Origin of the sequence: Sphingomonas sanguinis (assembly GCF_001476905.1) — a bacterium.
In the GTDB taxonomy this organism is placed as follows: Bacteria; Pseudomonadota; Alphaproteobacteria; order Sphingomonadales; family Sphingomonadaceae; genus Sphingomonas; species Sphingomonas sanguinis_B.
In genome coordinates this window covers 20,330-27,664 of record NZ_LDTE01000052.1, presented here as the reverse complement: position 1 = coordinate 27,664, position 7,335 = coordinate 20,330, and the positions used below count along the sequence as shown (strand labels likewise).

Sequence of the window (7,335 nt, the reverse complement as noted above, 5' to 3'; positions counted from 1 at the left end):
ATCACCGCCAAGCGCTGCCCATCACGAAGGGCAGCGCTTGGCGGTGATAGAGGATGTAGGACCGCCCCTTATCGGCGAAGACCGCGTGATGGCCGGGACTGATGATCTGCTTGGCCGCATCGGTTTCCAGCACCGGGCTGTTCGCCGCCTCGGTAAAGGGCCCCATCGGCGAGGACCCGACCGCATAGCGGACCTTGTACGTATCCTTGGTCGTGTTGCCGTCGCTGTACATCAGCAGGTAGCGCCCCTTTTCCTTCACCATGAAGGGGCCTTCGAAATAGTTGGCGGGCGTCACGTCCTTCGGCTCGCCGTCGAAATGCACCATATCGGGCTTCAGCTTCACGACGAAGCAATGCCCGTTGACCCAGTTCAGCCCCGATCCCCAATAGAGATAGGCCTGGCCGTCCTCGTCAACGAATGCCTCGGCATCGATCATGTGATATTTCGGCGCGAAGTCGCGCGCGATCAGCGGCTTGCCGCCATTGGCATCGGCCCAGGGACCCGCCGGTGAGGGCGCGGAGCCGACCCAGACTTCGCTGCCGACCGATACATACATGTACCAGCGGCCGTTCGCCGCCTTAACCACTGAGGGGGCCCAGACCTTGGCATCGCCCGAGGTCGGGCTGGTCGCCGCCTGCTTGGTCGGCCAGTCGGGCTGGGAGAAGGTCCAGTCGCGGCCATTGTCCGAGGTCCACAGGCCCAGGCGGTCATCGCCCCAGGGATCGACCGTGGCGAAGATATACCAACGCCCCCCATCGCGCACGATGGAAGGGTCGGCGAAATAGCCCGGAAGCAGGGGGTTGCCCGCCCCCGGACTGTTCCATGCAACATCGCGCCGGGGCACAGCGGACCCCGCCGCCCCGGTAAGAAGGACGGCGGCGAGCAGCGCTCCGGCGCGGGCCTTCATCAGCGCAGGTCCAGCATCACGACCGACTTGGCCGGGATCTGCACCGTCAGCGTGCCCCCCGACAGCGTCGCGCCGTTGAACGGCTGCGGCGCGATCTGGTTGGGCGCGTCGAAGGTGTTGTGCGCATCCATCGTCGCACCGGTGAGGATACGACCCGACACCTGGGCGGCGTTCAGGCCGTCCAGCTTGACGGTGACGGTCGCGGGCTGATTGGGATCGACATTGGTCAGGCCGACATGGACCACGCCGGCCTTGTCGCGGACCGCCGAGGCGCTGACCGCCTTCATCACCCATTGGTCCTTATTGTACCAGCGCGACTGGACATCGACCGGCAGGACGGTGGCGTCCTGATAGTCCTTGTACATGTCGAACACCCAATAGGTGGGCGTCTTCACCATGCGCGCGCCGTCGACCAGGATCATCGCCTGCAGCACATTGACCATCTGCGCGATGTTCGCGCCGCGCACGCGGTCGGCATGGCGCGCGAAGATGTCGAGGTTCAGGCTGGCGACCATCGCATCGCGAAGCGAGTTCTGCTGATACAGGAAGCCCGGATTGGTGCCGGGTTCGACATCATACCAGGTGCCCCATTCGTCGACGAGCAGCGCGACCCGCTTGCGCGGATCGTACTTGTCCATGATCGCCGAGTGCTTGGTCAGCAGCTCTTCCATCTTCAGCGTCTTGGACAGGGTGCGCGCCCAGGCTTCCTCGTCGAAGCCGGTCGCCGCGCCCTTCTTTTCCCAGGTGCCGGGGACGGTGTAATAATGGACGCCGATGCCGTCGAACGCGCTTCCGGCGTCGCGCATCATCACTTCGGTCCAGTTATAGTCCTCGCTGTTCGCGCCGCTGGCGATCTTCATCAGCTTTTCGCCGGCGGGGACCTTCAGGAAGGTCGAATAGCGACGCGTCACGTCCGCCGCATATTCGGGGCGCATATTGCCGCCGCAACCCCATAGCTCGTTACCGATGCCGAACATGGCGAGCTTCCATGGCTTGTCGCGGCCGTTCTTGCGACGCTCCTCGGCATAGGTCGATTTGGACGGGAAGGTCATATATTCGACCCACTCGGCCATTTCCGACGGCGCGGACGAGCCGACATTGCCCGAGACATAGGCTTCCGCCCCGACCAGCTCGGTATAGTTCATGAACTCGTTGGTGCCGAAGCTGTTGTCCTCGGTCACGCCGCCCCAGTTGGTGTTCACCTTGGTCAGGCGCTTGGCCTGCGGGCCGACGCCTTCGCGCCAGTGATATTCGTCGGCGAAGCAGCCGCCCGGCCAGCGGATCACGGGGACGCGGATCGCCTTCAGCGCGTCGATCACGTCGCGGCGATAGCCGTTGATGTTGGGGATCTTGCTGCCCTTGCCCACCCAGATGCCCGGATAGATGCCGGTGCCCAGATGCTCGGCGAACTGGCCGAAGATATGGCGGTTATAGACCGGACCTGCCCGATCGGCATGTATCTCGACCGTGTCCGCGGTGTTGGCGGGCGCGGTTTGTGCCGTCGCGGTGCCCGCGAACAGGGTGGCGACCGCCGCCGGGAACAGGAATTTCGTTGCCCTTTTCATGGATTCTCCTCTGCCTGATGCGGCATGATGGCTTATTGTCCGAGTAAAGAATAGCCCTATTGCGGCTCTGTCGCACGCGCAGGCGTCGCCTGGTCGGGCGTCGTGCCCTCACCGGTAAAGGGTTCCAGGCGGAAAGCGACGCGGGTCGGCTCCAACGTCGTGCGATATTTCATGTGCGGCTGGCCGACATGGCTCCAAGTCGTATCGCCGCCGACACCCCATTGCGCGGCATCGACGATCAGCGTCGTCTCGCCATGCGGGACGATATCGGTCGACTTCCACGTCCCCGGTGCCCGGCGGTAAAGGTCAGTGTAAGGGAAGGCGAGCGCCTGCATCATCAGCGGTTTCGGGGCGCGGACACGAAGCCCCGCCCCCTCGCCCGACAGCTCCATCCAACGGACATCGACCTTGTTGCCGGTATCCTGCGGCCGCATGTAATCGTGATTCTGCTCGGCGATGCTCCCTCGCCACAGCCCGATCGCGGCGGACGTCTTGCGATCGACATAGCTTTCGTGCGGGCCGCGGCCATACCATTCGACCGTCTTCATCGTGGTCGGCATGGTGTACCACAGGCCGATACGGACCGGCGGCGGCAAATCGGCCTTCAAGGGCACGAACTGCCCGTCGACATCGACCGCGCCATTGCCCGCCATCGTATAGCGGGTGACGAAGCGCGCCGCGCCCGCCCCCATTTCGTGATCGACGGTCACGCTCTGGTCGGGACCGATCGATACACTCCGTACCTGATAGCGGCCGTTCATCGTGAACCAGGGCGATTGCTGGGCGACGGTGCCGTTGGCCGTGTCGTTGTCGGTTTCGGCCCGGACGAAGTTGGGCTTGCCGCCCTGCGCCAGCAACCGTCCGCCTGCGGCGTAGCGCGTGACGAGTCCGGTCTTGCGATCGATGACCAATTCCGCGCCATTCGCCGACAGGGTGACGCTGTCGGCGCTGTCGACAACCGCCACCCTGCCCTTGGCGGCGACCGGCATGGCAGGCGCATCGCTCAACGCGAACTGCTCCCAGCCGACGACATAGTTGGCGGGCACCGCGCGGATGGTGCCCTGCTTGGCATGGGCGCGCACGGTCAGCAGATATTCCGCTCCCGGCTCCCGCGCGAATGTCGGGGCGAGCGCCACCGTCTGCACTTGCCCGGCGGCGGTGGTCAACGCGGGCAGATCGCCCTTCGCCACCACGACGCCGTTCTTCTCCACCACCCAGTCGAAGGTAAAGCCCGACAGGTCGATGAAATCATGCCGGTTGTGCACGGTCAGCCGACCGGTCTTCGCATCATAACCGTCGAAGCGGATCGGCGACTGGACCTTCTGCACCTCATAGAGCTGTGGATTGGGCGTCCGGTCGGGCTGGTTCAGCCCGTCGCCGAATTCGATATCGCCGCCCGGATTGGGGCCGTACTCGCCGCCGTCACCCCAATAGCGCCGCCCGTCCTTTGTGTAGCGGTACATGGACTGGTCGACCCAATCCCAGATGAAACCGCCCTGCAGTTTGCGGTGCGCGTAGATGGTGTCCCAATAATCCTTGAAATTGCCGCCCGAATTGCCCTGCATATGGGCATATTCGCACTGGATCATCGGCTGGGTGCGCGTCGGGTCCTCGGCCCAGTCGACCATCTTCTCGATGTCGTCATACATGGGCGCATAGATGTCGACGAAGCTGTTGGGCTGATGGCTCCAGTCGAGCGTCCCCCAGCCGAGATAGGAGATCAGCCGCGCCGGGTCGCGCCGCCGGATCGCCGCCGCCGCCTTTTCGAAATTGGGGCCGATGCCCGCCTCATTGCCCAGCGACCAGAAGATGATCGAGGGGTGGTTCTTGTCCCGCTCGACCATGTTCATCACGCGGGAAACATGCGCGCTTTCCCAGGCGGGATCGAAGCCGAGCTGGTATTTCGCCCGCTCGCCGCCGTGGCGGTTGCCCTGCTCCATATAGGCATGGCTCTCGATATTGGCCTCGTCCATCAGGTAGAAGCCATATTCATCGACCAGCGACAGGAAGCGCGGGTCGTTGGGATAGTGCGAGGTCCGGATCGCGTTGAAGTTGTTGCGCTTCATCAGCTCCAGGTCGCGGCGCATCGACTCTTCGGAGATGACATGGAAGGTCACCGGGTCATGCTCGTGCCGATTGACGCCGCGGATCACGATGCGGCGGCCATTGACCATGACCTGCCCGTCCTTGATCTCGACGGTGCGGAAGCCGATCCGCTGCGGCGTGGCCTGAACGACCTGGCCGTTCGCATCGATCAGTTCGACCAACAGCGTGTAGAGGTTGGGCGTCTCCGCCGACCAGCTGCGCACGCCGGGCACCGTCGCGTCGAGCGTCGCCGAGGTCGCGCCTTTCGCCAGCGCCACCTCCCGCGTCACCACCGCCCGCTCGCCGTCGAGCAACGTCATCCGCGCGGTCATCGCCTGAGGCAGCGCGGGCAGCGTCAGTTCGGTCGACAGCGTGCCGTCGCGATAGGCCTTGTCGAGACCCGCATGGACGAACAGATCGTCGATCCGCGCCTTCGGCACCGCCCGCAGATACACCGAACGCTCGATCCCGGAGACGCGCCAGAAATCCTGATCCTCCAGATAACTGCCGTCCGACCAGCGATGCACGCGGATCGCCACGACGTTGCGGCCGGGCTTCAGGAACCGGGTGACGTCATATTCGGTGGGGAGCTTGGAGTCCTCGGAATAACCAGCTTCCTGCCCGTTGACCCACACGCGATAGGCCGACCCCGCCGCGCCGATCTGAAGGATCACGTCCTGCCCGCGCCACCCGTCCGGCAGGATGAAGTCGCGGCGGTACGATCCCGTCTCGTTATCGTCATGCGGCACCAGCGGACGGTTGGCCGGGAAGGGATAGGTGATGTTGTTGTACTTGGGCTGGCCATAGCCTTCGGCCTGCCACATCGCGGGGACCTTGATGGTCTTCCACCGCGACACGTCATAATCGGGCCGCTCGAACCCCTTGGGCGCGCCGTCGACCGAGGGCGAAAAGGCGAAAGACCAATCGCCGTCGAGGCTCATATAGCGGCTCGACTTGGCCCGGTCTCCGGCGAGCGCCAGCGCGCGGCTTTCATAGGGAAAGGCGGTGGCGCTGGCGGGGCGGGTGCCGCGCGCGTTGACGGCGGGGTTTTCCCAATCGGGGCGGCTGGGATCGACCTGGACCGGGGCGACTTGCGGGCCGTCCTGCGCCATGACCGGGCTCGCGAGAGCCACCACGGCCGCACCGGCCGCCAAACGCCACTTCATACCACTCCCCTTTGTTTTTTGCCGCGCGTTACGCGCTGTCGGTCATGCTATAACCATGTTGTCGGAGAAATGCGTCATGATCCGGCATCACCTCAAGTGATTTTCGCGTGACCAGCGCGATATGCGCCAACCGCGCCGCCGCCTCGTCGACGGGCATGCCCAGCGCCACGGGGTCGAAACCGCGCGGGCTCAGGCCCTGCCCGTCCATCACCGCCAGCCAGCTCGTCTTGGTGAACAGCGCCTCGCCCTCACGATAGATTCGCCCCGTCGCGCGGTAGATGGCGAGCCGGTCCTGCAGCGTTTCGGGCAATTCCATATCGCGCAGACCACGCCAATAGGGTGTGTCGTCGCGCTCGGTCGCGTGGAAGTGGAGGATGATAAAGTCCCGAATATCCTCATATTCTTCGGCCATCAGGCGATTGTACCGCCGCCGGTCGGCCGCCTCGAACGCCCGCGTCGGCAGCATTTCCAGAAGCCGTGCGATGCCGACCTGGATCAGGTGGATGCTGGTCGACTCCAACGGCTCCAGAAAGCCCCCGGCCAGCCCTAGCGCAACGCAATTCCCCTCCCATAGCCGCGTGCGTCGCCCGGTACGGAAGCGGAGCATCCGCTGCTCAGCCAAGGCCGCTCCGTCCAAACCAGAAAGCAGCCGCGCGGTCGCTTCATCGTCAGACAAATGCGTCGAGGCATAGACGATGCCGTTGCCGGTGCGGTGCTGAAGCGGGATACGCCATTGCCATCCCGCACCATGCGCGGTCGAGCGGGTATAGGGCGTGAGCGGCCCGGTCCGCTGCGACGGCACCGCGATGGCGCGGTCATTGGGCAGCCAATGCCCCCAATCCTCAAACCCCACGCCCAGCGTTTCCCCCAGCAACAGCGCGCGAAAGCCCGAACAGTCGAGGAAGAGGTCGCCCGCGATCCGCGTGCCGTCTTCCATCACGATCGCCTCGATCCGGCCTGGCTCGGCACTTCGCTCGACCTGGGCCACGCGGCCCTCGTGCCGGACGACGCCTTGCGCCTCCGCCCGGCTGCGCAGGAAACGGGCATAGAGCCCGGCATCGAAATGATAGGCATAGCCGATATGGCCCAGCGGCGTGTTGCCCGGGCGCGGTGTGGTGAAACGATTGGCCCGCGCCGCCAGCGTCGCCAGCGCATAGGCGTCGAGCGGCTCGGCACGGCCCTGCTGCTTCATCCGCTGCCAGATCGCCTCGAACGGGATCGCCCCGAAATCATGGCCATAGGTGCCGAAGGGATGGAAATAGCGATGGCCGGTCTGCCGCCAGTCGACGAACTCGATGCCCAGCTTGAAGGTGCCGTTGGTCGCCGCGACGAACGCCCGTTCGTCGATACCCAGCAAGGCGTTGAAGGCCTGGATCGGCGGGATCGTCGCCTCGCCGACGCCGACGGTGCCGATCTCTTCGGATTCGATCAGCGTGATAGACGGGCCGTCCCGGCCCAGCACCCGCGACAGCGCCGCCGCCACCATCCAACCGGCGGTGCCGCCGCCCAGGATCACGATCCGCCCGATCGCCGCAGGATCACCGGCCGAGCCACGAGGCTGTGGGGCGGTAGCGGGTCGTTCCATCACTCGTCCGATCGCACCGGTGTCACC

At 65.1% G+C, this 7,335-nt stretch carries 4 protein-coding genes; all 4 read right to left on the bottom strand.

Going from position 1 to position 7,335, the window contains the following annotated elements:
* Position 1 precedes the first annotated feature (1 nt).
* From SB4_RS09365 to SB4_RS09350, 4 genes are read right to left on the bottom strand one after another with little or no spacing between them, the layout of a single operon-like run.
* Positions 2–907 carry a family 43 glycosylhydrolase gene (locus SB4_RS09365; protein ID WP_241488563.1) on the bottom strand — a complete coding sequence of 302 codons (906 nt, stop codon included), beginning with the start codon at positions 905–907 and terminating at the stop codon, positions 2–4.
* A complete protein-coding gene (locus SB4_RS09360; RefSeq protein ID WP_058752367.1) occupies positions 907–2,472 on the bottom strand; it encodes an alpha-N-arabinofuranosidase in 1,566 nt (521 codons plus the stop codon). The genes SB4_RS09365 and SB4_RS09360 overlap by 1 nt, the downstream gene beginning before the upstream one ends.
* A gap of 56 nt (positions 2,473–2,528) precedes the next feature.
* Complete coding sequence (locus SB4_RS09355) at positions 2,529–5,723, bottom strand: glycoside hydrolase family 2 TIM barrel-domain containing protein (protein WP_058752366.1); 3,195 nt, start codon at positions 5,721–5,723, stop codon at positions 2,529–2,531.
* Positions 5,724–5,751: 28 nt separating this feature from the next.
* Positions 5,752–7,308, bottom strand: a complete 1,557-nt coding sequence (locus tag SB4_RS09350) for a tryptophan halogenase family protein (RefSeq protein WP_058752365.1) — start codon at positions 7,306–7,308, stop codon at positions 5,752–5,754.
* Positions 7,309–7,335 lie beyond the last annotated feature (27 nt).